The organism is Streptomyces sp. RKAG290, from assembly GCF_023701695.1.
In the GTDB taxonomy this organism is placed as follows: Bacteria; Actinomycetota; Actinomycetes; order Streptomycetales; family Streptomycetaceae; genus Streptomyces.
Genome location: NZ_JAJOZC010000001.1, coordinates 6296695 through 6323086, shown reverse-complemented (window position 1 = coordinate 6323086; position 26392 = coordinate 6296695). Strand labels below are relative to the sequence as shown.

Annotated in this window: 26 protein-coding genes and 2 pseudogenes; 13 read left to right on the top strand and 15 right to left on the bottom strand. The window is 71.4% G+C overall.

Annotated features, from left to right (window positions below; all coding sequences use genetic code 11):
- Window positions 1-81: 81 nt before the first annotated feature.
- On the bottom strand, window positions 82-1257 hold the full coding sequence (locus LNW71_RS27970; RefSeq protein ID WP_250970744.1) for a glycerophosphodiester phosphodiesterase: 1176 nt from the start codon (window positions 1255-1257) through the stop codon (window positions 82-84).
- 233 nt (window positions 1258-1490) lie between these two features.
- Here LNW71_RS27970 and LNW71_RS27965 point away from each other — a divergent pair, with 233 nt between their 5' ends.
- Window positions 1491-2162 carry a lysophospholipid acyltransferase family protein gene (locus LNW71_RS27965; protein ID WP_250970743.1) on the top strand — a complete coding sequence of 224 codons (672 nt, stop codon included), beginning with the start codon at window positions 1491-1493 and terminating at the stop codon, window positions 2160-2162.
- 162 nt (window positions 2163-2324) lie between these two features.
- Here LNW71_RS27965 and LNW71_RS27960 read toward each other — a convergent pair whose 3' ends face one another.
- Together LNW71_RS27960 and LNW71_RS27955 are read right to left on the bottom strand one after the other, a co-directional pair.
- Window positions 2325-3872: an MFS transporter gene (locus tag LNW71_RS27960; RefSeq protein WP_250970742.1), complete on the bottom strand. Its 1548-nt coding sequence runs from the start codon at window positions 3870-3872 to the stop codon at window positions 2325-2327.
- Complete coding sequence (locus tag LNW71_RS27955) at window positions 3869-4420, bottom strand: TetR/AcrR family transcriptional regulator (protein ID WP_250970741.1); 552 nt, start codon at window positions 4418-4420, stop codon at window positions 3869-3871. Before LNW71_RS27955 ends, LNW71_RS27960 begins: the two co-directional genes overlap by 4 nt.
- A gap of 84 nt (window positions 4421-4504) precedes the next feature.
- Between LNW71_RS27955 and LNW71_RS27950 the strand changes: the two genes are divergently transcribed.
- Window positions 4505-5029, top strand: coding sequence for a hypothetical protein (locus LNW71_RS27950; RefSeq protein ID WP_250970740.1), 525 nt, complete (start codon window positions 4505-4507; stop codon window positions 5027-5029).
- Between the two features lie 128 nt (window positions 5030-5157).
- Here the strand turns inward: LNW71_RS27950 and LNW71_RS27945 are convergent, their stop codons facing one another.
- The 3 genes from LNW71_RS27945 to LNW71_RS27935 form a co-directional block, all read right to left on the bottom strand.
- Window positions 5158-6129, bottom strand: coding sequence for an aldo/keto reductase (locus tag LNW71_RS27945; RefSeq protein ID WP_250970739.1), 972 nt, complete (start codon window positions 6127-6129; stop codon window positions 5158-5160).
- Window positions 6130-6265: 136 nt separating this feature from the next.
- On the bottom strand, window positions 6266-7699 hold the full coding sequence (gene argH, locus LNW71_RS27940; protein WP_250970738.1) for an argininosuccinate lyase: 1434 nt from the start codon (window positions 7697-7699) through the stop codon (window positions 6266-6268).
- Between the two features lie 88 nt (window positions 7700-7787).
- Window positions 7788-8981, bottom strand: a complete 1194-nt coding sequence (locus LNW71_RS27935; RefSeq protein WP_250970737.1) for an argininosuccinate synthase — start codon at window positions 8979-8981, stop codon at window positions 7788-7790.
- Between the two features lie 162 nt (window positions 8982-9143).
- On the opposite strand from LNW71_RS27935, the gene LNW71_RS27930 reads away from it, so the two are divergent.
- The 3 genes from LNW71_RS27930 (at window position 9144) to LNW71_RS27920 (ending at window position 11788) form a co-directional block, all read left to right on the top strand.
- Window positions 9144-10385, top strand: a complete 1242-nt coding sequence (locus tag LNW71_RS27930) for a hypothetical protein (RefSeq protein WP_250970736.1) — start codon at window positions 9144-9146, stop codon at window positions 10383-10385.
- Window positions 10386-10428: 43 nt separating this feature from the next.
- The gene (locus LNW71_RS27925; RefSeq protein ID WP_250970735.1) at window positions 10429-11022 is read left to right on the top strand and encodes a pyridoxamine 5'-phosphate oxidase family protein; all 594 of its coding nucleotides are present in this window, start codon (window positions 10429-10431) and stop codon (window positions 11020-11022) included.
- Between the two features lie 64 nt (window positions 11023-11086).
- Window positions 11087-11788 carry a L,D-transpeptidase family protein gene (locus tag LNW71_RS27920; protein ID WP_250970734.1) on the top strand — a complete coding sequence of 234 codons (702 nt, stop codon included), beginning with the start codon at window positions 11087-11089 and terminating at the stop codon, window positions 11786-11788.
- Window positions 11789-11791: 3 nt separating this feature from the next.
- Here LNW71_RS27920 and LNW71_RS27915 read toward each other — a convergent pair whose 3' ends face one another.
- The 5 genes and pseudogenes from LNW71_RS27915 to argC form a co-directional block, all read right to left on the bottom strand.
- Complete coding sequence (locus tag LNW71_RS27915) at window positions 11792-12328, bottom strand: arginine repressor (protein WP_250970733.1); 537 nt, start codon at window positions 12326-12328, stop codon at window positions 11792-11794.
- 25 nt (window positions 12329-12353) lie between these two features.
- Window positions 12354-13543: pseudogene (locus LNW71_RS27910) on the bottom strand (acetylornithine transaminase).
- On the bottom strand, window positions 13540-14442 hold the full coding sequence (gene argB / locus LNW71_RS27905; RefSeq protein ID WP_250970732.1) for an acetylglutamate kinase: 903 nt from the start codon (window positions 14440-14442) through the stop codon (window positions 13540-13542). Before argB ends, LNW71_RS27910 begins: the two are co-directional and overlap by 4 nt.
- Entirely contained in the window at window positions 14439-15593 is a 1155-nt protein-coding gene (gene argJ / locus LNW71_RS27900; RefSeq protein WP_250970731.1) for a bifunctional glutamate N-acetyltransferase/amino-acid acetyltransferase ArgJ, read from the bottom strand. Before argJ ends, argB begins: the two co-directional genes overlap by 4 nt.
- Window positions 15590-16618, bottom strand: a complete 1029-nt coding sequence (gene argC / locus LNW71_RS27895) for an N-acetyl-gamma-glutamyl-phosphate reductase (RefSeq protein ID WP_250970730.1) — start codon at window positions 16616-16618, stop codon at window positions 15590-15592. The genes argJ and argC overlap by 4 nt, the downstream gene beginning before the upstream one ends.
- 369 nt (window positions 16619-16987) lie before the next feature.
- Between argC and LNW71_RS27890 the strand changes: the two genes are divergently transcribed.
- Both LNW71_RS27890 and LNW71_RS27885 read left to right on the top strand, forming a co-directional pair.
- Entirely contained in the window at window positions 16988-17605 is a 618-nt protein-coding gene (locus LNW71_RS27890) for a TetR/AcrR family transcriptional regulator (protein WP_250970729.1), read from the top strand.
- Window positions 17602-17967, top strand: a complete 366-nt coding sequence (locus LNW71_RS27885) for a DoxX family protein (RefSeq protein ID WP_250970728.1) — start codon at window positions 17602-17604, stop codon at window positions 17965-17967. Before LNW71_RS27890 ends, LNW71_RS27885 begins: the two co-directional genes overlap by 4 nt.
- A gap of 54 nt (window positions 17968-18021) precedes the next feature.
- Here LNW71_RS27885 and LNW71_RS27880 read toward each other — a convergent pair whose 3' ends face one another.
- Window positions 18022-18444 (bottom strand): VOC family protein, encoded by a 423-nt coding sequence (locus LNW71_RS27880; protein WP_250970727.1) that lies wholly within the window; start codon window positions 18442-18444, stop codon window positions 18022-18024.
- A 108-nt stretch (window positions 18445-18552) separates the two neighbouring features.
- Window positions 18553-18957, bottom strand: a complete 405-nt coding sequence (locus LNW71_RS27875) for a DUF5997 family protein (RefSeq protein WP_250970726.1) — start codon at window positions 18955-18957, stop codon at window positions 18553-18555.
- Between the two features lie 58 nt (window positions 18958-19015).
- On the opposite strand from LNW71_RS27875, the gene LNW71_RS27870 reads away from it, so the two are divergent.
- The 6 genes and pseudogenes from LNW71_RS27870 to LNW71_RS27845 all read left to right on the top strand — a co-directional run bounded on the left by LNW71_RS27870 (window position 19016) and on the right by LNW71_RS27845 (window position 24523).
- Window positions 19016-19849 carry a LysR family substrate-binding domain-containing protein gene (locus LNW71_RS27870; RefSeq protein WP_250970725.1) on the top strand — a complete coding sequence of 278 codons (834 nt, stop codon included), beginning with the start codon at window positions 19016-19018 and terminating at the stop codon, window positions 19847-19849.
- Between the two features lie 40 nt (window positions 19850-19889).
- Window positions 19890-20048, top strand: coding sequence for a DUF664 domain-containing protein (locus tag LNW71_RS27865; protein ID WP_374119457.1), 159 nt, complete (start codon window positions 19890-19892; stop codon window positions 20046-20048).
- Between the two features lie 118 nt (window positions 20049-20166).
- Entirely contained in the window at window positions 20167-20664 is a 498-nt protein-coding gene (locus LNW71_RS27860) for a peptidylprolyl isomerase (RefSeq protein ID WP_250970724.1), read from the top strand.
- 130 nt (window positions 20665-20794) lie between these two features.
- A complete protein-coding gene (locus tag LNW71_RS27855; protein ID WP_250970723.1) occupies window positions 20795-21304 on the top strand; it encodes a hypothetical protein in 510 nt (169 codons plus the stop codon).
- Between the two features lie 55 nt (window positions 21305-21359).
- Window positions 21360-22145 (top strand): Clp protease N-terminal domain-containing protein, encoded by a 786-nt coding sequence (locus LNW71_RS27850; protein WP_250970722.1) that lies wholly within the window; start codon window positions 21360-21362, stop codon window positions 22143-22145.
- 196 nt (window positions 22146-22341) lie between these two features.
- Window positions 22342-24523: pseudogene (locus LNW71_RS27845) on the top strand (MMPL family transporter).
- A gap of 15 nt (window positions 24524-24538) precedes the next feature.
- Here LNW71_RS27845 and LNW71_RS27840 read toward each other — a convergent pair.
- Window positions 24539-25714, bottom strand: coding sequence for a serine hydrolase domain-containing protein (locus tag LNW71_RS27840; protein WP_250970721.1), 1176 nt, complete (start codon window positions 25712-25714; stop codon window positions 24539-24541).
- Between the two features lie 98 nt (window positions 25715-25812).
- Window positions 25813-26388 (bottom strand): histidine phosphatase family protein, encoded by a 576-nt coding sequence (locus LNW71_RS27835; protein WP_250970720.1) that lies wholly within the window; start codon window positions 26386-26388, stop codon window positions 25813-25815.
- Window positions 26389-26392: the final 4 nt, after the last annotated feature.

The following is a 26392-nucleotide window of genomic DNA, read 5'->3' as shown; positions in this document are numbered from 1 at the left end:
AGCGCCACCCGACCGGGGCACGCCCCGGCCGGGTGCTGACGGAACCGCGTCGGCCTGCGGCCACCGGCCGGGGCGGGCCCGCTACTTGGCGGTGAAGTCCGCCGCCGCGAGCAACGCCGTGTCCGGGTTGTCGGAGAAGATCCCGTCGATGCCCGTGGCGAAGTACGCGGCGAAGGCACCGAACGCGTCGCCGTACGCGTTGGGGTCCGTGCCGCGCCGGAAGTCGGCGGGCAGGAAGGTGTTCTCGTTGCGCATCGTGTACGGGTGCAGGATCAGCCCCTGCGCGTGCGCGTCGTCCACCAGGGTGGTGGGCGAGGTGAGCCTGCCGGAGCCGTCCTTGGGGATGATCAGGTCCAGGGTGGGGCCGATGCCCTGGGCGAAGGACGCCATCCACTTCAGCCCGGCGGGCTTCACGAGGTCGTCGACGGTGCGCGGGTCACCGGTCGCCACGAAGTCCCAGGGCCGTGTTCCGGCGCCCGAGAGCAGCACGACGCGCGGGGCGGCGACAAGCCGGGACAGTCGCTGGATGCTGCTGGGTTCGAAGGACTGGAGGATGAGCGGCGACTGCGCGCGGTGGCGGTTGTAGCGGCGCAGCAGCTTGGCGAGCGGCTCCTCCAGGCCGAGGCCGAGGCCGCGGAAGTAGGTGGGGTGCTTGGTCTCGACGTACAGCCAGACCTGCTTCCCGCGCCTGCGGCCCTCCCGGTCGGCCCAGCGCAGGACCTCCTCGAAGGTGGGGATCTCCCAGCGGCCGTCGTACAGGGTGTTCTTCTGGCGGTTGCCCGGGATGCGTTCCGTGGCCCGGAGCGTCTTCAGTTCGGCGAGCGTGAAGTCCTCGGTGAACCAGCCGGTGAGGGGGAGGCCGTCGACCGTCTTCGTCGTCCTGCGGCTGGCGAATTCGGGGTGGGCGGAGACATCGGTGGTGGCGGTGATGTCGTTCTCGTGGCGGCAGACGAGGTGGCCGTCCCGGGTCGGCACGAGGTCCTGCTCGATGATGTGCGCGCCCATGTCCAGGGCCAGCTGGTAGGAGCCGAGGGTGTGCTCGGGGCGGTATCCGCTGGTGCCCCGGTGCCCGATGACGGTCGGCACCGGCAGGTCGAGGCGGGGACCGTGGCCGCTGCCGTGTCCGCCGGACCGCTCGGCGGTGTTCCCGGCCGCCTGCGCCGTCCCGGTCAGGCCGAGGGCCGCGGTTCCGAGTACCGCGGCTCCCACGCCCATGACGGTCCGTCGTCCGGGAACAGCCTGCGCACGCTCTGTCATGAATGCTCCTCGCATGTGATGTCCGGCACCTGCCGAGCGAGGCCCGAGCGTAGGCAGCGCGGGGGTCCGGACGGCGGCACCTGGACGAACATGGCGCAAACACACGTCAACACTGCGTATCCAGTGCGTGAACCCGATGTGCGATCAGGGAGTACCCGCGAGTATCGTCCTCACCTGCATGGACCGCTCATTCCGTCGTCCCGGCCGGCCCGGCCACTACACCGGAGGAACCGTTGTCCCGTCTCGCACTCATCAAGGCAGTGCTCGGACCGATCCTGCGCCTGATGTTCCGTCCGCGGATGGAAGGGATCGAGAACATTCCGGGATCCGGGCCGGTGATCCTCGCGGGAAACCACCTGACGTTCATCGACTCGATGATCATGCCGATCTGCTGCGACCGGCCGGTGTTCTTCATCGGCAAGGACGAGTACGTCACGGGCAAGGGGCTCAAGGGGCGGCTGATGGCCTGGTTCTTCACGGGCGTCGGCATGATCCCGGTGGACCGGGACGGCGGCCGCGGTGGTGTCGCGGCGCTGATGACGGGCCACCGGGTGCTGGAGGAGGGCAAGGCCTTCGCGATCTACCCGGAGGGCACCCGCTCCCCCGACGGCCGGCTGTACCGGGGCCGTACGGGCATCGCACGGCTGACGCTGATGACGGGCGCGCCCGTGCTGCCGTTCGCGATGATCGGCACGGACAAGCTGCAGCCGGGCGGCTCCGGTCTGCCCCGGCCGGGCAAGGTCACGGTCCGTTTCGGTGAGCCGATGGAGTTCTCGCGCTACGAGGGCATGGACCGCGACCGCTACGTGCTGCGGGCGGTGACCGACTCCGTGATGGCCGAGGTGATGCGGCTGTCCGGCCAGGAGTACGTGGACATGTACGCGACGAAGGCCAAGGCCGCCTGAACGGACGCGGAGACCCCGCGTCGTACGACATACGGAAGGGCCCGTACCCCGGTTGGCGGTACGGGCCCTTCCGTATGTCCGTTCCACCCGTTCGGCGGGGGTGGGGGTGGCTGGGTCTTCCGTCCGGATCAGCACAGGTGCCGCGATCCGGACGGGGAGGGTTCAGTCGTGCACGATGCCTTCCTGCAGTTCCTCGCCGCGCAGCAGGAACCAGGCGGCGACCGCTGTCGCCAGCAGAACGACCGCGCCGATGCTCGAGGCGAGCCCCAGTCCGTCGACGAACGCGTCCTGGGCGGCGGAGACCAGGGCGGTCGCCTGCGCCTCCGGGAGCGCCTCGGCGGATTCGACGGCGCCGCCCAGCGATTCGTGGGCGGCCGACGAGACGGCGGCCGGGGTCCCGGCGGGTGAGGTGAAGTCCTGGTAGACCCCCGTGACGATGGAGCCGAGCAGGGCGATACCCAGGGCGGCGCCGAGCTCGTACGCCGTCTCGGAGACCGCGGACGCGGAGCCCGCGTGCTCCTTCGGGACGCTGGAGAGGATCACGTCGGAGGTCACCGTGAAGGCGAAGCCCGCGCCGACGCCGACGACCAGGAGGAGGGCGCCGATCAGCGGATACGAGGTGTCCTTGTGGACCGCGGCGACCGCGGCCAGCGCCAGGCCGATCCCCGCGAGGCCGCCGGACACCACCGACCGCACCGAGAAGCGGCGGGCGGTCGTGCCCGCCAGCAGGCCCGCGGTGACCGCGCCGATCGCCGCGGGCAGTTCGGCGAGTCCGGCCTCCAGTGGTCCGCGCCCCTGGACCAGTTGCAGGAACTGGGAGAGGAAGAAGACCAGCCCGGAGAGGCCGAGGATGGTCAGCAGGTCGGCGAGCACGGCGCCGGAGAAGCCCCGGTGGTGGAAGAGCCGCATGTCCAGCAGCGGTGCGGGGAGCCGGAACTGCCGGCGCACGAACCAGACGAGGGCCGCCACGCCGCCGATGCCCGCGACCGCGACCTCCCAGCTCGCCCCGTGTGCCGCCAACTCCTTGATGGCGTAGACGATCCCGATGATGCCGACCAGCGACAGCGCCACGCTGACCAGGTCCCACGGTCCGGGCGAGGGGTTCTTGGACTCGGGGATCAGCTTGATCCCGACCACGACGAGCACGGCCATGACCGGCAGGTTGATCAGGAAGACCGAGCCCCACCAGAAGTGCTCCAGGAGGAAGCCGCCGACGACGGGGCCGACGGCCGCGCCCGCCGAGGCCATCGCTCCCCAGATGCCGATGGCGAGGCTCCGCTCGCGCGCGTCGTGGAAGATGTTGCGGATCAGGGCGAGGGTGGACGGCATCAGCGTGGCACCGGCGACGCCGAGCAGCGCCCGCGCCAGGATCATCATCTCGGGTGAGTTCGCGTACGCGTTGAGCACCGAGACCGCGCCGAACGCGGTGGCACCGCACAGCAGCAGTTTCTTGCGGCCGATGCGGTCACCGAGGCTGCCCATGGAGACCAGGAGTCCGGCGATGACGAAGGAGTAGACGTCGCCGATCCAGAGCAGCTGGGTGCCGGTGGGTTCGAGGTCCTCGCTGAGGAACGGTGTCGCCAGGCCGAGAACGGTGGCGTCGACGGCCACCAGCAGCACGGCGAGGACGAGCACGGACAGCGCGATCCACCGGCCGGGGCGGTGCAGCTCGGGGGCGGCGGGCTCCGGCTGCTGTTCCATGCTGCTCATTGCTCCACGCTCCGGCGTGCGCCGCCGAGCAGCAACTCGACGATCATGTACTGGAAGTCCTGTGCGGCCACCCGGCCCACCTGGACGGCCCACGCGCCGGTGCCGATGAGCCCGTAGAGCGCTTCGGTCAGCCAGGCGGGGGTCAGGTCGATGCGGAATTCGCCGCGCTGCTGGCCGCGCCGGAAGAAGGCGGCGACCCGGGCGTCCAGCCGGTCCCAGCCGTCGTTCTGCTCGTCGCCCTCGAAGAGCTGATTCTCGGTCACCAGGAAGGAGAGCAGCCCGGCGCTCGGCTCGACGGCCGCGACGAACCGGCGCAGCGCCTCCTCGGATGTGCCCTCGTCGAGCGCGGCGGCGTCGAGCGCCGCCTCGAACTCCTGGATTCCGAGCTCCTCCAACGCCCTGACCAGGGCGTCCCGGCCGGCGAAATGCCGGTGCAGGGTGGCGCGGCCGATGCCGGCGGCCTTCGCGACCTCGTCCATGGTGGCGGTCGACCTACGGGTCAGCAGGGCGGCAGCACTGCGCAGCACCTGCTCACGATCAAGAGTCATGAGACGACACTAACCCATTTGAGACATCATTGTCTCACCAGAAATAGCCTCGCTCTGCCCGTCCGCGGCGGGGACCATGGCGTCATGAAGCCGCTGCTGCTGATCGACATCGACGGTCCGCTCAATCCCTACGCAGCGCTGTCCCGCCGACGGGTGCCCGAGGGATACACCCGGCACCGCATGCGGCCGACCGGGTGGACCGTCGGGCCGCCGCTGCCCGTCCTGCTCGACCACGGGCACGGTGCGCAGCTGCTCGCGCTGACCGGCCGCTACGAGCTGGTCTGGGCGACGACCTGGAAGGACGAGGCGAACGAGTGGATCGGGCCGCATCTCGGGCTGCCCCGGCTGCCGTACATCGACTGGCCCGCGATGCACGGCAGCGCACCGGACGGCACGTACTGGAAGACGCAGTACGTCGTGGCCTACGCCGCCGGGCGGCCGTTCGCGTGGGTCGACGACGAGATCACCGAGCGGGACCGCGCGTGGGTCGCCGGGCAGGGGGTGGCCGCCGAGAGCCTGCTGCTCCAGATCGATCCGCGGGTCGGGCTCCTGCCGGCCGATTTCGACGCCCTGGCCGCGTGGGCGGACGGCCGGCAGGCTGACGGCTGACCCCTCCGGCGTCGATCCGGGTCACGACATCCGGGTCGAGCACCGCGACCAGCGCGTCGAAGTCGCCGCCCCGCGCGCCGGCCCCGTCCGATGTGACCGCCGGGCCCGGATCCGTGGTCAGGGGCGGCTCAGCTCCACGGCAGCGCCGCACGGTGGCGCCAGTACGCCTCCGGCTCCTCCACCAGCGCGTCCAGCCGGGCGCGCCGCTCCTCGTCGAGGCCGAGGACGGCCGCGTGGAGGTTGCCGGAGAGCTGGGCGACGGTCGCCGCGCCGGAGAGCACGACCCCGGCCCACGGCTGGTGCAGCACCAGCGCGAGGGAGACCGCGTCACTCCCGAGCCCCTCCTCGGCCGCGATCTCCCGCACCACGGCGGGGGCTTCCGTTCCCGCGAGCCGGCCGTTGGCCATGGCCTCCTTGACGATCACGGTGAGCCCGGCGTCATGCGCCTCGGCGAGCGCCGGTCCGGCCGAGGTCTCCAGCGCGTTGTAGGTGGCCTGGACCGTGCGGAAGAGCGGCGTGCCGTCGACCGTGACGGCAAGGGCGGCCCGGATGGCGTCGGCCTGTCCGGGTCCGCTGGTGGAGAGGCCGACGCTGACCCCTTCGGCGGCGAGCGCGGCGAGGCGGGCGTGCAGCTCCTTGTCGGTGAGCGCCGGGCTGTCCGCGGTCACCGAGTGGATCTGGTAGAGGTCGAGCCGGTCACCGAGCAGTGCGGCGGTCTCGGCGCGCTGACGCTCGTACGTACCGAGGCTGTGGTCCTTGACCTCGTGCGCCTCGGCGTCGGTGGTCCACCCGGCGGTGTAGGTGTAGCCCCACTTGCTCCCGATGACGACGTCCTGCACCTCGGGCCTGGCCGCCAGCCAGCCGGCGAGGAACTCCTCGGACCGGCCGTAGGAGCGGGCCGCGTCGAAGTAGCGGACACCCTGTGCGTAGGCGGCGTCCAGCAGTTCGTGCGTGCGGGCGCGCAGCGCTTCGACGCTGCGCTCGTCCGGCAGGTCGCGGTCGCGGTGCAGGTTGATGTAGCCGGGCCTGCCGACCGCTGCCAGGCCGAGCCCGATGTGGGCGGTCGGGGTGGTCGCTGTGGCCAGTCGGGCGAACGGCATCGCGGACTCCTCATGGTCGGTACGGAATTCGGCCGGGGTCCGTCCGCCGTGATCCGCCGGGCAGTCGGCAGCGCCTGCCCGGAACCGGTCCGCCGGACAGGCCCTGCGACCAACGTAGCCCGCGATGCCCGTCGGGCTACTTGCGGGCCGTCGCCCAGGCGTGCTGAGTCGCGAGGTCCGCCTTGACCTCCGCCAGCTGGACGGCGACCGCGGAGGGCGCCGTGCCGCCGCGGCCGTTGCGGGAGGCCAGTGCGCCGGCCACGTCGAGGACCGTGCGGACCTCGGGGGTGAGGTGCTCGGAGATCTTCGCGAACTGCTCGTCGGTCAGCTCGTCGAGTTCGATGCCGTGCTGCTCGCACTCCTTGACGCACTCGCCGGCGACCTCGTGGGCGACCCGGAACGGCACGCCCTGCTTGACCAGCCACTCGGCGATGTCGGTGGCGAGCGAGAAGCCGGCCGGGGCCAGCTCCTCCATGCGCTCGCGGTTGACGGTGAGCGTGGCCATCATGCCGGTGAAGGCGGGCAGCAGGACTTCGAGCTGGTCGCAGGAGTCGAAGACCGGCTCCTTGTCCTCCTGGAGGTCGCGGTTGTACGCGAGCGGCAGGGCCTTCAGCGTGGCCATCAGCCCGGTCAGGTTGCCGATGAGCCGACCCGACTTGCCCCGCGCCAGTTCGGCGATGTCGGGGTTCTTCTTCTGCGGCATGATCGAGGAGCCGGTGGAGAAGGCGTCGTGCAGGGTGACGAAGGAGAACTCCTTCGTGTTCCAGATGATGATCTCCTCGGCGATCCGGGAGAGGTTGATGCCGATCATCGCGGTGACGAACGCGAACTCGGCGACGAAGTCCCGCGAGGCCGTGCCGTCGATGGAGTTGCCGACCGACCCGCGCTCGAAGCCGAGGTCGGCCGCGACCGCCTCCGGGTCGAGGCCGAGGGACGAACCGGCGAGCGCGCCCGAGCCGTACGGCGACACGGCGGTCCGCTCGTCCCACTGCCGCAGCCGCTCGGCGTCCCGGGACAGGGGCTGCACATGGGCCAGGATGTGATGGGCGAAGAGCACCGGCTGGGCGTGCTGGAGGTGCGTACGGCCGGGCATGGCCACGTCCGGGTGGGCCTCGGCGAGGCCGACCAGGGCGTCCTGCAGGTCGGCGATGAGGCCGCCGATGATCCGGGCGTGGTCGCGCAGGTACATCCGGAACAGCGTGGCGATCTGGTCGTTGCGCGACCGTCCGGCCCGCAGTTTGCCGCCCAGGTCCGGGCCGAGCCGCTCCAGCAGGCCGCGCTCGAGGGCGGTGTGGACGTCCTCGTCGGCGATGGTGCCGGTGAACGAGCCGTCGGCGACATCCGCTTCGAGCTGGTCGAGACCGGCGGTCATCCGCTTCAGCTCGTCCGCGGTGAGCAGACCCGCCTTGTGGAGGACGCGCGCATGGGCGCGGGAACCGGCGATGTCGTACGGCGCGAGGCGCCAGTCGAAGTGGACGGACGCGGACAGCTTGGCCAGCGCCTCGGCCGGGCCGTCGGCGAAGCGGGCGCCCCAGAGCCGTACGTCGCTGTTGCCGTTGCCGTTGCTCACTGCGTGCTCCTCGGAAGGACAAGGGGGTGGATGTGCGACCGCCTCCCCGCGCGGACGGCCGGGGAGGCGGTGACGTAACAGGGAGGGGTCAGGCCAGGTCACGCTTGGCGGCGATCTTCGACGAGAGGCCGAAGATCTCGATGAAGCCCTGCGCCTTGGACTGGTCGAACGTGTCGCCGGAGTCGTAGGTGGCGAGGTTGAAGTCGTACAGCGACTCGGTGGACTTCCGGCCGGTGACGACCGCGCGGCCGGCGTGCAGGGTCATCCGGATGTCGCCGGTGACGTGCTGGTTGGCCTCGTTGATGAAGCCGTCCAGGGCGCGCTTGAGCGGCGAGAACCACAGGCCGTCGTAGACCATCTCGCCCCAGCGCTGCTCGACCTGCCGCTTGTAGCGGGCCAGTTCGCGCTCGACGGTGACGTTCTCCAGCTCCTGGTGGGCGGTGATCAGCGCGATCGCGCCCGGCGCCTCGTACACCTCACGGGACTTGATGCCCACGAGCCGGTCCTCGACCATGTCGATCCGGCCGATGCCCTGGCCGCCGGCCCGCTCGTTGAGCTGCTGGATGGCCTGGAGCACGGTGACGGGCCTGCCGTCGATGGCGACCGGCACGCCCTCCTTGAAGGAGATGACGACCTCGTCGGCCTCACGCGGGGTGGCCGGGTTCGCGGTGTACTCGTAGATGTCCTCGATCGGCGCGTTCCAGATGTCCTCCAGGAAGCCCGTCTCGACGGCGCGTCCGAAGACGTTCTGGTCGATGGAGTACGGGGACTTCTTGGTGGTCGCGATCGGGAGGTTCTTCTCCTCGCAGAAGGCGATCGCCTTGTCCCGGGTCATCGCGTAGTCACGGACCGGGGCGATGCACTTCAGGTCGGGTCCGAGCGCGGAGATGCCGGCCTCGAAGCGGACCTGGTCGTTGCCCTTGCCCGTGCAGCCGTGGGCGACGACCCCGGCGCCGTGCTTGTGGGCGGCGGCCACCAGGTGCTTGACGATGGCCGGCCTGGAGAGGGCCGAGACCAGCGGATAGCGGTCCATGTAGAGGGCGTTGGCCTTGATCGCCGGGAGGCAGTACTCCTCGGCGAACTCGTCCTCCGCGTCCGCGACCTCGGCCTCGACGGCACCGCAGGCGAGCGCGCGCTTGCGGATGACGTCCAGGTCCTCGCCGCCCTGACCGACGTCCACCGCGACGGCGATGACCTCTGCGCCGGTCTCCTCGGCGATCCAGCCGATGGCGACGGAGGTGTCCAGACCGCCCGAGTAGGCGAGTACGACGCGCTCGGTCACGGGTTTCTCCTTACGGTGCAATCACTGACAGGCATAACTATGCAGTGGTCCGTATGCTTTGTCAAAGTCGCAGGTGAGAGGGGGTCTGCCGACCCTGATAATCCATAGACGGCCGGCCGCTGCCGCGTCTAGCATCGGCTTTCGGCAGACACGGGGGCAATCATGGACAGGGACTGCGCGGCGGCGGAGCGGCTGGCCCGCGGGCTTCCCCTCGGGGAAGCCGTGGACTGCTCGTCGGCCGGCGCCTGGGCGGCACTCGACCTCGGCGTGCGCGTCCTGGCGTGGGAGTCGCCGCACCTGCTGCCGGCGCATGAATGGGCGACCGGGCGGCGGCTGCGGTGGGACTGGGACTCGCCGCTGCCGTCGGTCCGGCTGTGGCGCACCTCGCCGACCGAGGGCGAGCTGGCCTTGGCCCTGTGCCATCCGGACGGCCGGATCAGGGAGGCGGCCCTCGGCCGGGCGGCCGGGGTACCGGCCCTGCTGCCCCTCCTGATCGTCCGGTGCGCGGACTGGGCCGGGCCGGTGCGCGAGCGGGCCCGGGTCCTGCTGGCCCGGGCGCCCGCACCCGACCTCGCCCCGTGGGCCGAGCTGGTGCTGCTGCTCGCCCGGCGCGTGCAGGGTGGGTACGCCCTGGACCTGCTCGAACGGACGCTCCGCGAGGGCCCTGTCGCGCGGGTGGAGGGGCTGCTCACGAGCGGGGACCGCGCCACCCGCCGGCTCGCCCACCGCATCGCACTCGACCGGGGCCTCCTGCGGGCCGGCCGGCTGGCCCGCACCGCCGCTGGCTCCGACGACGGCGTCCTGCAGAACCTGTGCGCGGAAGCGGCGATCGCCTCGATGGGCGAGGAGGACCGCGACGAGGTGCTCGCCGTCCTCCTGGCCGCCCGCGCCCCGCGCGTACGGTCCGCCGGCGTCACCGCACTGCGGCGCACCGGGCGGCACGGGGAGGCGCGGCCCTTCCTCGCGGACCGTTCGGGTGTCGTACGGGCCTGCGCCCGCTATGTGCTCCGGCAGGGCGGGATCGACCCGCTGCCCCTGTACCGGTCGATGTGCGCCACTCCGGCCGCCCACCCCGGGGCCGTAGCCGGGCTGGGCGAATGCGGTGGGCGGGCGGACGCCGAGACGCTGTGGCCGCTGGTGGCCCACCCGCTGCCCGCCGTCCGCGGCCACGCGGTCACCGGTCTGCGGGCCCTTGACGCCGTCACCCGCGAGCGGCTGACGCCGCTGCTCGACGACCCGTCATCCGCCGTCGTCCGGGCGGCCACCAAGGCGCTGCTGCCGGACGCGGCCGCGTTCTCCCCGCAGTGGCTCCGCGACCGGGCAGCTGCGGAGCGGCCGCGCGCGGTGCGGGTGGCGGCGCAGCGCCTGCTGCGCGCGGCCGGTCACACCCGTATCACCGGTTGAAATCCCCCGGCGTCCCCGGGGGCCTGAGTCGATAATCGAACGCATGGGAAAAACGTACGAACGCATCGACGGGCGGCTGCGGACCTTCATCGAGGCGCAGCCCATGTTCTTCACCGCGACCGCTCCCCTGGACGGCGAGGGCACGGTCAACCTCTCCCCCAAGGGCCTCAGTGGCTCCTTCGTGGTGCTCGACGAACTGCGGGTGGCGTATCTGGACTTCGCGGGGAGCACCGCGGAGACCGTCGCGCACCTCCGTGAGAACGGCCGCATCACACTGATGTGGTGCGCTTTCCAGGGGCCGCCGAACATCGTGCGCGTGCACGGCACCGGGGAGCCGGTCTTCCGGGACGATCCTCGCTTCGCCGGACTCCTCGGCCGGTTCGGCGAGATCGACCACACCCGGCACGGACTGCGGGCGATCATCGTGGTGACGGCCGAGCTGATCCGGGACTCCTGCGGGTACGCGGTCCCCTTCATGACGTACGACGAGGACCGGCCGCTGCACGCCAGCCGCTTCGCGCGCGACGACGACGCCTCCCTCAGTGCGTACTTCGAGAAGAAGGACCACATCGCCACCAGCCTCGACGGGCTGCCGGGGCTGCCTCTCCCGCTGCCGGCCATGCCGCCCGCGCAGTGACCGGTTGGGCCGTACGGAGCAGGTGCGCAGGTGACTGCGGGCCGGCCGGTCTACGGTCCGGGGCATGCGCAGATGTCTGGTGACCGGTTCGGTACTGCTCGCCCTCGCCGGCCTCGTCGGGGCGAGGCCCATGGCGGCCCCGCCACTGCCCCAGCGGCTGGCGGACACGGGTGGCGGCACCCAGCTGATCACGGCGGAGGCGTCCTCCACCGAGGCCACGACGGGCACGGTCACCTGGTGGAGCCTGCGGTCGGGCAGGTGGGTCGCCGCCGGGTCGGCGGCCGCCCGCTTCGGGGCGAACGGGCTGACCGAGGGGGCGACGCGCAAGCAGGGCACCGACACCACACCCACCGGCCTGTACGACCTGCCGTACGCCTTCGGGGTGGCGGCGGCCCGGCCCGGCACCCGCTACCCCTACCGTCGGGTCCACGACGGGTCGTGGTGGTGCCAGGACAACGCGGCACGCGCGTACAACCGCTGGGTGGAGCCGCGGCCCGCCGACTGCCGGGCGGCCGAGGCCGAGCAGCTGATCACGTACCCGGCGCAGTACGCCCGTGCCCTCGTCGTCGGGTTCAACTACCACCGGCCGGTACGCGGCCGGGGTGCCGGGATCTTCCTGCACGTCAACGGGCGTGGGGCGACCGCCGGTTGTGTGTCCGTACCGGCGGCCGCGATGGACCGGATCCTCGCCTGGGCCGATCCGCACCGACGTCCGCATCTCGCGATCGGGACCCGTTCGGGCCCGACCGCGATCACGCGTTACTGACCGTCAGCGGTCGTTCTGGGCGAGCCGCAGCAGGTGGTCGGCGAGCGCCTGCCCGCCCGCCGGGTCGCGGCTGATCAGCATCAGTGTGTCGTCCCCTGCGATGGTGCCGAGGATGTCGTGCAGTTCGGCCTGGTCGATGGACGAGGCGAGGAACTGGGCGGCGCCCGGGGGCGTACGCAGCACCACGAGGTTGGCCGACGCCTCCGCCGAGATGAGCAGTTCGGCCGAGAGGCGCCGCATCCGCTCCTCCTTCGCGGAGCCGCCGAGCGGTGCGTGCGGGGTACGGAAACCGCCCTCGCTCGGCACCGCGTAGATCAGCTCGCCTCCGGTGTTGCGGATCTTCACCGCACCCAGTTCGTCGAGATCCCGGGAGAGCGTCGCCTGGGTGACGCTCAGCCCGTCGTCCGCGAGGAGCTTGGCCAACTGGCTCTGCGAGCGCACCGGCTGCCGGTTCAGGATGTCCACGATCCGGCGGTGGCGTGCGGTGCGGGTCTGCGGCACGGACGGCCCGCCGTGCTCGGATTCCTGCGCCTCGGTCATCGTCGTCGCCTCATTCTCCGGAGCGTCATTCCCCGGATCGTCCGTATGCCGCGTCGAGCACGCCGGGCAGCGCCCGGAGGAACGTGTCCACCTCAGCGTCACCGATGATCAGCGGCGGCATCAGCCGTACGACATCGGGTGCGGGTGCGTTCACCAGGAGTCCGGCTCCCTGAGCCGCCTGCTGCACCTGGGGGGCGAGGGCTCGGTGAGCACGATACCCAGCAGCAGGCCGGAGCCCCGGACATGGGAGACCAGGGGGTGTCCCAGGCCCTCCACGCCCTCACGGATCCGCTCACCGAGCCGCTTCACCGTGTCCAGTGCCCCGTCCGCGGAGAGGGTGTCCAGGACCGCGAGGCCGGCGGCGCAGGCGATCGGGTTGCCGCCGAACGTCGTGCCGTGCTGGCCGGGGACGAGCAGGTCGGCAGCCGCGCCGAACGCCACCGTGGCGCCGATCGGCAGTCCGCCGCCGAGCCCCTTGGCGAGGGTGACCAGGTCGGGCTCCACGCCCTGGTGGGCCTGGTGCTCGAACCAGGTGCCGCACCGGCCGATCCCGGTCTGCACCTCGTCCAGGACGAGCAGGGTGCCGGTGGCCCGGGTGATCTCCCGGGCCGCCTCCAGGTAGCCCTTGGGCGGGACGACCACACCGTTCTCGCCCTGGATCGGCTCGATGATCAGCAGCGCGGTGTCGGTGGTCACCGCGGCCCGCAGCGCCTCGACGTCGCCGTACGGCACGTGCGTGACGTCACCGGGCAGCGGGACGAAGGGCTCACGCTTGCCGGGCTGACCGGTGAGTGCGAGGGCGCCCATGGTGCGGCCGTGGAATCCGCCGTCGGTGGCGACCATGTGGCCGCGCCCGGTCAGCCGGCCGATCTTGAACGCGGCCTCGTTGGCCTCGGCGCCCGAGTTGGAGAAGAAGACCTTGCCGGGGCGGCCGAAGAGCTGGAGCAGCCGTTCGGCGAGCGCGACGGGCGGCTCGGCGACGAAGAGATTGGAGACATGGCCGAGGGCGGCGACCTGGGTGGCGACCGCCTCGATGATCGCGGGGTGGGCGTGGCCCAGCGCGTTCACCGCGATGCCGCCGACGAAGTCGAGGTACTGGGTGCCGTCGGCGTCCTGGACGTAGGCGCCCGATCCGCGGACGAGGGACAGCTTGGGGGTGCCGTAGTTGTCCATCAGCGCGGCCTTCCAGCGCTGTGCGAGTTCGGCGTTGGTCATGCTTCCCCCTGTGCGTCGGGCACGACCATCGTGCCGATTCCCTCGTCGGTGAAGATCTCCAGCAGGATCGAGTGCTGGACCCGGCCGTCGATGACACGCGCGGTCTCCACGCCGTTGCGCACGGCGTGCAGGCAGCCCTGCATCTTGGGCACCATGCCGCTGGAGAGTTCCGGCAGGAGCTTCTCCAGCTGGGTGGCGGTGAGCCGGCTGATCACGTCGTCGCTGTTCGGCCAGTCCTCGTAGAGCCCCTCCACGTCGGTGAGGACCATCAGCGTCTCGGCGTTGAGCGCGGCGGCGAGTGCGGCGGCCGCGGTGTCCGCGTTGACGTTGTAGACGTGGTTGTCCTCGGCGGAGCGGGCGATGGAGGAGATGACCGGGATGCGGCCGTCGTCCAGCAGTGCCTGGATGGCTCCGGTGTCGATCGCGGTGATCTCTCCGACCCGGCCGATGTCGACGAGTTCGCCGTCGATGGTGGGCCGGTGCTGCGTCGCGGTGATCGTGTGGGCGTCCTCACCGGTCATGCCGACGGCGAGCGGGCCGTGCTGGTTCAGCAGGCCGACGAGCTCACGCTGGACCTGCCCGGCGAGCACCATCCGTACGACGTCCATCGCCTCGGGCGTGGTGACGCGCAGTCCGGCCTTGAACTCGCTGACCAGGCCCTGCTTGTCGAGCTGGGCGCTGATCTGCGGGCCGCCGCCGTGCACGACGACGGGCTTGAGGCCGGCGTGCCGCAGAAAGACGACGTCCTGGGCGAAGGCCGCCTTGAGCTCTTCGTCGATCATGGCGTTGCCGCCGAACTTGATGACGACGGTCTTGCCGTTGTGCCGGGTCAGCCAGGGCAGCGCCTCGATGAGGATCTGCGCCTTCGGGAGTGCGGTGTGCTTCCGCGCGGCACTCATGAGCTGTACGCACTGTTCTCGTGGACGTAGTCCGCGGTGAGGTCGTTGGCCCAGATGACGGCCGACTCGGTGCCCGCGGCGAGGTCCGCGGTGATCCTGACCTCCCGGTAGCGCATGTCGATGAGGTCGCGGTCCTCCCCGACGCCGCCCTTTTTGCAGACCCAGACGCCGTTGATGGCGACGTTCAGCTCGTCCGGCTCGAAGGCGGCCTTCGTCGTGCCGATGGCGGACAGCACCCGGCCCCAGTTGGGGTCCTCGCCGTGGATGGCGCACTTCAGGAGGTTGTTGCGGGCGATGGAGCGGCCCACCTCGACGGCGTCGTCCTCGGTGGCGGCGTTGACGACCTCGATCCGGATGTCCTTGGACGCGCCTTCCGCGTCACCGATCAGCTGCCGGGCCAGATCGTCGCAGACGGCCCGTACGGCCTCGGCGAACTCCCCCTGTTCCGGGGTGATTCCGCTGGCCCCCGAGGCCAGCAGCAGCACCGTGTCGTTGGTGGACATGCAGCCGTCGGAGTCGACCCGGTCGAAGGTGGTGCGGGTGGCGTCGCGGAGCGCGGCGTCGAGCCCGGCGCTCTCCACGTCGGCGTCGGTGGTGAGGACGACGAGCATGGTGGCGAGGCCGGGTGCCAGCATGCCCGCGCCCTTGGCCATCCCGCCGACGGTCCAGCCCGCACCGCCGGCGACGGCCGTCTTGTGCACGGTGTCGGTGGTCTTGATGGCGATGGCGGCCTTCTCGCCGCCGTGCTCGCTCAGGACCGCCGCGGCCTTCTCGATGCCCGGCAGCAGCTTGTCCATGGGGAGCAGCAGGCCGATGAGTCCGGTCGAGGCGACGGCGATCTCACCGGCGCTGTGGCCTTCGAGGACCTCGGCCGCCTTCTCGGCGGTGGCGTGCGTGTCCTGGAAGCCCTTCGGCCCCGTACAGGCGTTGGCACCACCGGAGTTGAGGACGACGGCGGTCACCGCGCCGCCCTTGAGGACCTGCTCCGACCACAGGACGGGGGCGGCCTTGACACGGTTGGAGGTGAAGACGCCCGCGGCGGCGCGACGCGGACCGTTGTTGACCACGAGGGCCAGGTCCGGGTTACCGCTGTCCTTGATTCCGGCGGCGATGCCCGCCGCCGAGAACCCCTGTGCTGCCGTGACGCTCACGGTGCGACTCCGATCGTGGAAAGACCTGTGTCCTCGGGAAGTCCGAGGGCGATGTTCATGCTCTGCAGGGCCCCGCCCGCGGTGCCCTTGGCGAGGTTGTCGATGGCGCTGATGACGACGATCCGGCCCGCCGCCTCGTCGTACGCGACCTGGATCTGGACGGCGTTGGAGCCGTACACGGCTGCGGTCGCCGGCCACTGCCCCTCGGGCAGCAGATCGACGAACGGCTCGTCCGCGAAAGCCTTCTCGTACGCGGTACGGACGGACTCGGCGCTCACGCCCGGCTTCGCCTTCGCGCTGCACGTGGCGAGGATGCCGCGCGGCATCGGTGCGAGCGTCGGCGTGAAGGACACGGTGACCGGCTCGCCGGCCGCGGCGCTGAGGTTCTGGATCATCTCGGGCGTGTGGCGGTGGACGCCGCCGACGCCGTACGGCGACATGTTGCCCATCACTTCGGAGCCGAGCAGATGCGGCTTGGCCGCCTTGCCCGCGCCGGAGGTCCCGGACGCGGCGACGATCACGGCCTCGGGCTCGGCGAGCTGCGCCGCGTACGCCGGGAAGAGGGCGAGCGACACGGCGGTCGGGTAGCAGCCGGGCACCGCGATGCGCTTGCTCCCCGCCAGCGCGGCCCGCCCGCCGGGCAGCTCGGGCAGCCCGTACGGCCAGGTCCCGGCGTGCGGCGAAGCGTAGAACTTCTCCCAGTCGGCGGCGTCCTTGAGCCGGAAGTCGGCACCCATGTCCACCACGAGCACCTCGTCACCGAGCTGCTCCGCCACGGCGGCGGACTGGCCGTGCGGCAGCGCCAGGAAGACGACGTCGTGCCCGGCGAGCACCTCGGGCGTGGTCGGCTGAAGGACCCGTCCCGCGAGCGGCCGCAGGTGCGGCTGCAGCGCCCCCAGCGGCTGCCCCGCGTTGGAGTTCGCGGTCAGGGCCCCGATCTCGACCTCGGGGTGGACCAGCAGAAGACGGAGCAGCTCACCGCCGGCGTATCCGCTCGCCCCTGCCACCGCTGCACGTACCACCATCGAAATCCTCCTCGTCGATGGCATGACTATACGCAGCGTCGCACTTTTATGCAAAGGAATGGATTCGCCCGACCCGCAGCAAATGGATCAGCTCGGCCTCGGGACGACGAGCCCGCGCAGGCGGTCTGCACCCGACGTCGGCCGGGTCGGCGTCGGCGAGCGGTTCGGACGGCGCCGGATACCCCTTACCCGCCAGTCACCGATTGTCCCCGATTCCCGCGACGCCCGGGCGCACGATCCGGCCATCCCCGGCGCGGGGAGCCGATGCCGCACGCTCCGGAAGCCGCCCGCGGACTCGACCCTTGCCGAACACCGCCGGGCCCACCCTTTCCCTTGTGCGTGCGGGCCTCGCGCCCTATCCTCCTGAACATGTTCACTGAACGGGTTCAGTCAAGGGCGGCCCAGCGGGAGGCGACGCGGCGCAAGGTGTTGTCATCTGCGGAACGGCTGTTCCGTGAGCAGGGATTCGGCGCCAGCACGATCCGTCAGATCGCCGGCGACGCGGAAGTGAGCACGGGCACCGTCATGTCGGTGGGCGACAAGGACGCCCTGCTCGTCGCCATCTTCGACACCTGGATCGCCGCCGTGCACGAAGGGCGGGAGGGCAGGCTCGCGCAGGGCGACGTGGCGCCGCTGACCCCCGCCGCGGCGGCCCAGGAGGTCCTGAACCTCGTCGAGCCCTTCCTCACCTACTTCGCCCTCGACCTCGAACTGTCCCGGGAGTACGCCGCGGTCATCGTCCGCGGCACCCATGAATCAGTGGTCTTCCAGGCCCTGGCCCAGGCCTTGCTCACCGAACTGGAGACCCTGCTGGCCCGCACGCCGCTCACCGCTACGAAGGCGGGCGCCGGCTCGCGCACCCTCTACTTCACCTACCTGGGCATCCTCATGACCCTCAGCAACGGCGCCCTGGACCAGCAGGCCGCGATCGCGCAGTTCCGAGACGTCATCCGTTTCGTCGTCCACCACGAAGGAACTCAGCCATGATCAGCACTCCGGACCCCTGGTGGCCCACCGCACTGCTCGCCGTGATCCTGTTCTCCGACGCGATCCTGTCGGTGCGGCCCCCGATGTTCATCCAGCAGTGCCTGGACGGAGTGCACTTCCCGCGCGAGTGGTGGTGGACGCTCGTGGTCATCAAGCTCCTGGCGGCGGCGGGGCTCGTCGCCGGACTCCGGTATACGGGGGTCGGCGTGACGACGAACGTCGCGGTGATCGCCTACTTCGTGTGCGCCGCCTGCGCCCACTACCGGGCGCGGTACCTCAAGCAGGAGTTCTGGCTGAACTGCCTGGGCATGCTGGCGTTGTCGACGGCCGTCCTGTTCCTGTCGCACGCCGCGACGATCTGACTGCGGCTTCCCAGCCGCGCGGTCCAGCCCTTTCGGGGCGATCCGCTGAACGGCTCACACGACGAGCTCACCGATGCCCAGCAGGTTGCCCTCGCTGTCATGGAACCAGGCGCCGCGCTCTCCCCGTGCACCCTTGCTCGGGTAGTTGCCTTCGATCTCGGCGATCCCGTCCCTCGTACGGAAACCGGGGGCGTCGACCTCCTCGAACACCACCCCGCGTCGCTTGAGCTCCGCCACAGCCGCCTCGATGTCGTCGACCTCCCACGCCATCTGGGTGAAGGCCCCGGGCGAGGCCCCCGTCGACCGGAAGACCACGAAGTCCACGCCCCCGCACCGGTACAGCAGTCCACCGGGCCGTTCGTCGACGGGATCCAGGCCGAGCGTCTCGGAGTAGAAGCGCCTCGCCCGGTCGAGGTCCTGCGCCGGCAGCCTGGTCGCCACACGGGAGCGGCCGAGATTCAACTCGTGTGCGTTCATTGCTCCACTGTGCCGGGAGCGATGGCCGCCCGCGAGGAGGCGGCGCCCGGCCCCTGGGCGTAACGCTCGAAGAGGGTCAGCGGGAGGGGCCGAGCGCCGGGGCAGGTGTCAGGAACGGGGCTCCTGCGACTGGCCGCTGCGCTCCGCGTTCCGCTCCTTGATGCGTACCGTCTCCTTGCGGACCTCGGCCTGGGTGGCGCGTTCCTTCTGCAGCCACTCGGGGTCTTCCTGCTTCAGCGCGTCGATCTGCTCCGTGGTGAGGGCGTCCGTGACGCCGCCGCGTGCGAGACCGGAGATGGAGACGCCGAGCTTGGCCGCGACCACGGGCCGGGGGTGCGGGCCGTTGCGCCGCAGCTCCTGCAGCCACTCGGGCGGATCGCTCTGGAGTGCCGCCAGCTCGGTGCGCGAGACGACACCCTCCTGGAACTCGGTGGGGGTGGCCTCGAGGTACACACCCAGTTTCTTCGCCGCGGTCGCGGGCTTCATTGTCTGGGTGGTCTGGTGCGACGTCATGAGGTCAAGAGTATCGAGCGTGTGCGCCGCCTCTGACCACGACCGGTAACCTGGCGGGGTGACAGGCTCGGAAGCAACCCCTTCGTTCCGGCTCGCGTACGTCCCGGGGGTGACGCCCACCAAGTGGGTGCGGATCTGGAACGAGCGCCTGCCCGACGTCCCCCTCTCCCTCGTCGCCGTGCCCGCCGCCGAGGCGTCGGCCCTGCTGCACGACGGTGGCGCCGACGCGGGTTTCGTACGGCTGCCGGTGGACCGGACGGATCTCAGCGCGATTCCCCTCTACACCGAGGCGACCGTGGTCGTGATCCCCAAGGACCACGTGGTGGCGGCGGTCGACGAGGTGTCCGTGGAGGACCTGGCCGACGAGATCGTGCTGCACCCGCTGGACGACACCCTCGGGTGGGAGCGCCTGCCGGGCCGGCCGGCGATCGAGCGCCCTGCCACGACGGCGGACGCCATCGAGCTGGTCGCGGCCGGGGTGGGCGTCCTCGCCGTCCCGCAGTCCCTCGCCCGCCTGCACCACCGCAAGGACCTCACGTACCGGCCGCTGTCAGAAGCCCCGGAGTCCCGCATCGCGTTGTCGTGGCCCGAGGACAGGACCACGGATCTGGTGGAGGACTTCATCGGGATCGTCCGGGGCCGGACCGTGAACAGCACCCGGGGCCGCAGCGCGCCCGCCGCCCAGCCCAAGAGCAAGGCATCCGACTCCCCCGGCGCCCGGCGCAAGCCCGCGGCCGGTGCGGCGGCGGGGAAGGGTGCACGGCAGGGATCCGGAGGCGCGAAGGGCACCAAGGGCGCCCGGGGCTCCAAGGGCGCCTCAGGTTCCAAGGGCGCCGGAGGTTCCAAGGGCGCGTCGGGGGCCAAGCGCGGCAAGCCCCGCCGCCGGCCGTGACGGCTCGGGCTGTCCGACCCGGCCGGCACCATCGGTGACCATGACGCACACCGAACGCCCGATGCCGCCGCCCGTCCCGTTCGGAGGCGCCGAGGTGACCCCGCGGTGGATCCACCCGCACCTGATCGGTGCGTACGCCCGCCACAGCGGCCACGCCGACCTGCTCCGCGAGGGGACCGACGGCAGCACCGGGGCGTGAAGGTGCGCAGCCGCGGGCCGCTGTCACGGCCACCACATGCCCGTGTCCCGTCACCCTTGTGCGGTGTTTCGTCGCGCCCGCCCGTCGGGGCGGGCGGGCCGGATGTCAGGATGGCTCCATGACGAGCAAGGTTTACTTCGACATCACCATCAACGACGAGCCCGCCGGGCGGATCGTCTTCAACCTGTACGACGACGTCGTTCCCAAGACCGCGGAGAACTTCCGCCAGCTGGCGACCGGTGAGCACGGCTTCGGTTACAAGGGTTCGTCCTTCCACCGGGTCATCCCCGAGTTCATGCTGCAGGGCGGTGACTTCACCCGCGGTGACGGCACCGGCGGCAAGAGCATCTACGGGGCGAAGTTCGACGACGAGAACTTCAAGCTCGCGCACACCAAGCCCGGCCTGCTCTCCATGGCGAACAGCGGCCCGAACTCCAACGGTTCGCAGTTCTTCATCACGACCATCGTGACGTCGTGGCTGGACGGCAAGCACGTGGTGTTCGGCGAGGTCGCGGACCAGCAGAGCCTGGACCTGGTCAAGAAGATCGAGGGTCTCGGCTCGCAGAGCGGCCGGACCAGCGCGAAGGTCACCATCGCGGACTCCGGAACCCTCTGATCCCGGTCCGCTCAGGGAACAGCTGACGGAACGCGCCGGCCGACGAACACCGTCGGCCGGCGCGTTCCGTCGTACCGGGGTGCCTTCGCACCATGGCGTGGCCGCGGAGTCCGAGCGGTACCTTGCCCGGATGGCGAACGTGTTCGGCGGCGGCGGACGGCGACTGCACCTCTCCAACGGAGGGACGGAGGTCTTCCTCGACGTGCTCCTCCTGGCGGTCTCCGAACTCGCCGAGCGCCCCTGGGAACACCGGTTCGCCGCCCTGCTGACGTGGCACGACCAGAACGCCGTGGGGCGCGGCGCCGTCGGCTTCGATCTGGCGGAGATCGACTGGGGGCCGTCCCCGCAGGAGCGGGCCGCGGCGAAGGGCTTCGTTCTGCGGGTGCTCGATCTGGCACTGCGCCGGCACCGGTGGGACGAGCTGGGCTACGAGCCGCCGTTCGCCGCGGACCAGCTGCGGGAGTACCGGGCGATCGTCGAGGCCTTCGAGCCCGTGGGCACCGCTCCCGGCCACTCCTTCCCCGGGCCCGACGAGGCCGCTGACGTCTGCTGCGTACGCCATCGGGTCCTGTTCTCGCAGGGGTCCGGGACGGGGTGCGTGTTCTGCGGTGGGGAGGCGAGTGCGCACCCGGCGGAATGACTGCACTGTCAACCGATGGTTGACAGTGCAGCGAGTGTCAACCTAGGGTTGACACATGACGAATCCCGCAGGCATGACGAACCCGGTCCGTCTCGACGACCTCATCGCAGCCATCAAGAAGGTCCACCCCGACGCCCTGGACCAGCTCCAGGACGCCGTCATCGCCGCCGACCACCTCGGCGACGTGGCCGACCACCTGATCGGCCACTTCGTGGACCAGGCACGCCGTTCCGGCGCGTCCTGGACCGATATCGGCAAGAGCATGGGGGTGACCCGGCAGGCGGCCCAGAAGCGCTTCGTCGCCAAGGACCCCGCGGAGGGCTCCGACCTCGACCCCAGCCAGGGCTTCGGCCGCTTCACCCCGCGGGCGAAGAACGTCGTGATGGCCGCGCACAACGAGGCGCGTGCCGCGGCCAACACCGACATCGGCACCGCACACCTCGTGCTCGGCCTGCTCAGCGAGCCGGACGCGCTCGCGGCGGCGTTCATCAGGGCACAGGGCGTGCCCCTGGACACCGTTCGGCAGGCCGCCACCGAAGCCCTGCCGGGGGCGACCGAGGGCGAACTGCCCGAGCTCATCCCGTACAACGCGGACGCGCGCAAGGCCCTGGAGCTCACCTTCCGCGAGGCCCTGCGGATGGGACACAACTACATCGGTACGGAACACATCCTGCTCGCCCTGCTGGAGTACGAGGACGGGGCGGGTCTGCTGACCGGCCTCGGGGTCGACAAGGCGACCGCCGAGAGGGGCATCACCGAGGCGCTCTCACTCCTCGTCGCCTCCCAGGAGTCCGGCACTCCGGGGTCCGCCGCCCAGGAGCCTCCCGCGCACGAGGAGTGACCGGCCGTGCGGCGGAACCGCACTGACGCCGGACGTGTCGCGGGCCCGGGGCGCCGCACCGGCATCTACGTTCTCGAAGTGGACACAAGGGACGCGGCGCGCCCCGGCTGAACGGCCTGTCCCTTCCTCCGGGAGAACGCATGGTCCCGCCCAGCAGCAGCACGTACGCAGCACCGAAGAAGTCCGGTGGGGGTGGCTGCTGCGGCTGGGCCAATGGTGTGCCCGCCATTTCGTCGTGGTCATCATCGCCTGGCTGGTCGCCCTCGGCGGGCTGCACGCCCTCCAGAGTGCGTTCGGAGGTACGTACTCCGACGACTTCAACCTGCCCGGCACCCAGTCGAACACGGGGGCCGAGCTGCTGAAGGCGCACGATCCCGCCGCGGGCGGCACCGGCGCGCAGGTGGTCCTGCACGATGCGCAGAAGCCCCTGACCGACCTGCAGAGCCAGGTCGACCAGGTGGTGGGGAACCTGCAGAAGCTGCCGCACGTGCTCTCCGCCCAGAACCCGCTGCCCTCCTCGTCCTCGTCGACGTCCAGCTCACTGTCCAAGGACGGCGCCACCGGGTACATCACCGTGCGGTTCGACGTGAACCCGACCTCGCTGGACCAGGCCTACCTCGCCCAGGTCGACACGGCGGTGAAGCCGCTGCGCACCGCCGGTGCGGAGGTCGAGTACGGCGGACCGCTGGGCGAACTCGCCAGGCCCGAGACCACGGACCTGACCAGTGAGGCCATCGGATTCGGCGTCGCGGTGATCGTGCTGCTGATCGGATTCGGCAGCATCATCGCGGCCGGCGTCCCGCTGCTCACCGCGCTCATCAGCGTGATCGTCGGGCTCAGCCTGCTGTCGCTGGTGGCCGCGCTCACCACGTTCGCGAGCGTCTCGCCCACCCTCGCCACCATGATCGGGCTGGGCGTGGGGATCGACTACGCGCTGTTCCTGATCACCCGGCACCGTCAGCAGGTCATGGACGGCGCCGATCCGGTCGTGGCCGCCGGCCGGGCGGTGGCCACCAGCGGGCGTGCCGTACTGGTCTCCGGCTGCACCGTCATCGTCGCCCTGGCCGGGCTGTACGTCTCCCGGGTGAGCTTCATCGGCAAGCTGGGGGCCGCCGCCGCGGTCACCGTGATCACCGCGGTCATCGGCGCGATCACCCTGGTACCCGCCCTGCTCGGCCTCATCGGCAGGCGGATCGACCGCTACCGGGTCCGGCCGCCGGTCGCCGAGGGCGGGGCCGTGCCGGGCACGGCCTCGCAGGGCGGCTGGCACCGGTACGCGCAGCGGGTGGAGCGGCGGCCCTGGTGGTTCCTGCTCGCCGGACTCGTCGTGGTGGGTGTTCTCGCCATCCCGCTGTTCTCGATCCGCCTCGGCCACATCGACGACGGGGCGGACCCGACGAGCTTCACCGACCGGCGCGCCTTCGATCTCATCTCCACCGGGTTCGGGCCGGGTGCCAACGGCCCGTTCACCCTCGTCGTCGATCAGCGGGCGGTTCCGAGCGCGGACCGCTCGGCGCTGGCGAGCAGCCTCCAGAAGGCGCTCACCGATGTCCCGGAGCGGCCAGCGTGAGTCCGCTCCAGCCGACGGACGACGGGCCCTGCTCATCGGCAACGCCGTCTCCACCGAGGCCCCGCAGGACGCGGGCACGACCTCGCTCTTCAACCACCTCAAGGACGACGTGCTGCCGCAGGGGGTGTCCGGTACGAAGGCGTCCGCCTACGTGACCGGCACGACCGCGGCCCAGGAGGACTTCCTCGACATCATCGTCAGCCGCCTCCCCCTCATCATCGCCGTCGTGGTCGGCCTGGCCTTCGTCATCATCCTGATCGTCTTCCGCGGCGTCCTGGTCGCGTTGAAGGCCGCCGTCCTCAACCTCCTGTCGATCGCCGCGTCGTACGGGGTGGTGGTGGCGGTCTTCCAGTGGGGCTGGGGCGGCCCGTCGCTCGGCGTCTCCGGGACGGTGCCCATCGAGAGCTACGTGCCGATGATGATGTTCGCGATCGTCTTCGGTCTGAGCATGGACTACGAGGTGTTCCTGATCGCGCGCGTGCACGAGGCGTGGCTGCGCACCCGGGACAGCAAGGGCGCCGTGGCGCACGGGCTGGAGATCACCGCCCGGGTCATCACCTGCGCCGCGCTGATCATGGTGAGCGTGTTCGCCGCCTTCATCCTCAGTGACACCATCGTGGTCAAGATGCTGGGGCTCGGGCTTGCGGTCAGTGTGCTCGTCGATGCCACGATCGTGCGGCTGCTGCTGGTGCCCGCGGTGATGACGCTGCTGGGCCTCAGCGCGTGGTGGATGCCGCGGTGGCTGGACCGGGTGCTCCCCCACATCGACACCGAGGGCGAGTCCGTCCCGCCGGCGGCCGCGCCGTGACGGGCCGCGCGCCGGTCACAGTGACGCGTACACCGCCTCGATCAGCGCCGACTTACGGGGGTCGTCGGCGATGTGGGGGCCCATCCGGTTCATGACGTACCCGAGGGAGATCCCGGCCTCCGGGTCGGCCAGACCGCAGGAGCCGCCCGCGCCGTCGTGGCCGTAGGCACGCGGATTGGGGCCGTAGCCGCCGTCGGGACCGCTCAGCCACAGGCCGAGCCCGATCTCGCTGTCGCGGCCGAGGCCCTCGCCGAGCACCAGGTCGCGGCAGCGCCCCTGGCCTTCCCGGACCCGTTCGACGGCCTCCTCGGAGAGGATCCGCCGGCCGCCGAAGCTGCCGCGTCCGGCGAAGATCCCGTACAGCGCGGCAACCGCCCGGGCCGTGCCGTGGCCGTTGGCCGCGGGGATCTCGGCCGCCCGCCACTCGGGGGTGTTGGCGGCGGCCGCGCCGGTGGGCGGATTGAGCAGCGAGGCGACGGCGACCGGCTCCATCCGCGCGAAGAGTGCGGCCTGCTGGGCCCGGTCGGCCTTCGGGACGACGAGTTCGGCGACGCGCCCCGCCTCCTTCTCGGGCAGGCCGATGGTGAAGTCGATGCCGAGCGGGCCGGTCACCTCCTGCCGCAGGAACTCCCCCGGCAGCATGCCGGTGATCCGCCGGACCACCTCGCCGACCAGGAAGCCGTACGTGATCGCGTGATAGCCGGAGCGGGTGCCGGGCTCCCACCACGGCTCGGTCGCCGCCAGCCGGGCGGTGGTCAGCTCCCAGTCGTAGAGCTCGGCAAGGGTGTGCGGCTCGCGGAGTCCCGCCAGGCCCGCACGGTGGGAGAGCAGGTGCCGCACCGCAACGGCCTCCTTGCCCGCCGCGGCGAACTCCGGCCAGTAGGTGGCGACCGGGGCGTCCAGGTCCAGCAGGCCGCGGTCGGCGAGGACGTGGGCGCAGAGCGCAGTCGGCCCCTTGCTGGTGGACCAGACGTTGACCAGCGTGTCCTGCTCCCAGGGGCGGGTGCGGGCGGCGTCGGCCCAGCCTCCCCAGAGATCGGCCACGGGCTGTCCGCCGACCAGGACGGTGACGGCCGCGCCCAGTTCGTCACGGTCGCGGAAATTCGCCTCGAACGCGCCGCGCACCGCGGAGAACCGCTCGTCGCAGTGCCCGTGGATCTGCGGCACGGTGGCCTCCCTCGCCTGGGACATGCCTGGTGGGACTCGGTCCCGGACAACGTACCGACTGGTCGGACCGGCGGGAAGACATGGGGGCGCCACGATCCTTCGCCGCGCTCTCGCGGCGCCGGTCAGCGGGCTCCGGTTTCGAGGCGGAGGCTCCAGCGGCGGGGCAGCCCCGTCAGCGTGACGGTGGAGAGCGGGCGGACGTCGACGTTCCAGTACGTGGACGGCGAGGCCCTCAGTGCGTAGACGAGGGCGGCCCGGACCACGGCCGGTTCGGCGACGGCGACGATCGCCCCGTCGCAGGCGGGCCGCGTGTCCAGCCAGCCCCCTATCCGGGAGATGAACTCCAGCAGCGATTCACCGCCGTGCGGCGCGGAGCGCGGGTCGGCGAGCCAGGCGTCCACGGCCGCCGGTTCGCGCGCGGTGACGTCGGAGAGGGTGCAGCCGCGCCACCGCCCCATGTCGCAGTCGCGCAGGGCGGGCTGGACCAGCGGGGCGAAACCGAGCGCCTGGCCGGTGGCGCGGCTGCGGGGGGTCGGCGAGCAGTAGCGCAGTTCGGCCGCGCCGAGGGGCACCAGGGCCGGGGCGGCGTACTGCACCTCGTGCCAGCCGGCCTCGTCGAGCGGCCGGTCGTCGTCGAAGCGCTCACCGAGCAGGGAGGAGTTGCGTGCCGCGGCGACGAGCGAGACTCGAACACTCATGGGC